The organism is Microvirga sp. HBU67558, assembly GCF_018069605.1.
Taxonomy (GTDB): domain Bacteria; phylum Pseudomonadota; class Alphaproteobacteria; order Rhizobiales; family Beijerinckiaceae; genus Microvirga; species Microvirga terrae.
Map to the genome: position 1 here is coordinate 1 of NZ_JAGPUP010000269.1, position 825 is coordinate 825.

Consider the following 825-nt stretch of genomic DNA (forward strand, 5'->3'; position numbering starts at 1 on the left):
CAGCCATCGATGTAGGCCTGAAAGAACAACTGACAAAAACATGACGCAACCTCAATAATGAGCCAACCCACGCGCGAAGGCGCCACGCACGGGCAGCCAGAAAAACGGCCACCTGCTGGGGTGGCTGGGTTATGGGAGGATACCCGCCACCGGGAGACCGTAGCGGAGGAGGGGTCATCTACAGCGCACCTGGCCTGGGACAAACCGGAAAGTGATCGCCTCTGCCATGCACAATGAGCATGGAACGGATCGGGCGCGTTTACCCTTCGTTTACGGCTGCCGCGTCGCTCAGACAGGCACCTTGCTGACGATCCAAGTAGCCGCCTCTGGGCTGAAGCCAATCTCAAGCAGCTCCTCTTGGAGGTCCTCGACAGCATCAGGGTCCAAGGTGATGGAGTTGTCGTCCGCATCTCGCCCAACAGCGGGCTTTGGCCCGTCGCCCCTCTCCTCCGCTTCACTAGCCTCATCGGCAATGGGTGTGACTGTCACGCGGACCACCGGACCGTCATCCTCCTCCCCCTCATCCTCACTCTCGTAGACCTTGAGGGCGACCCAGCGCTCCTCAACCTCGTCCTCATAGACCGTCTTCCACTCGCCCATGCGTTCCTCCTGGATCCTGCACCAGCCCCACTGTTTTCCGGCATTGTAGCGCAACATTCCTGGGCCTCGGGAGTTATCCCGTAGCGGAGGCGTTCCACAGCCCCTGTGCTCTCCTTGCCCCCGGCCTCCGTAGACTTCAGCCCCGTTCAGCCCGATCGCGACGGGGCTTTTTCATGGGCAACTCCGCCGCTCCAAGGCGGTACACGTTCCGAAGATGTTGATGTC

The 825-nt window shown here is 61.1% G+C and carries 1 protein-coding gene; it reads right to left on the minus strand.

The window, feature by feature from the left end; translation table 11 throughout:
- Positions 1 to 288: 288 nt before the first annotated feature.
- Positions 289 to 600 carry a hypothetical protein gene (locus KBI52_RS01175; protein ID WP_210804827.1) on the minus strand — a complete coding sequence of 104 codons (312 nt, stop codon included), beginning with the start codon at positions 598 to 600 and terminating at the stop codon, positions 289 to 291.
- Positions 601 to 825 lie beyond the last annotated feature (225 nt).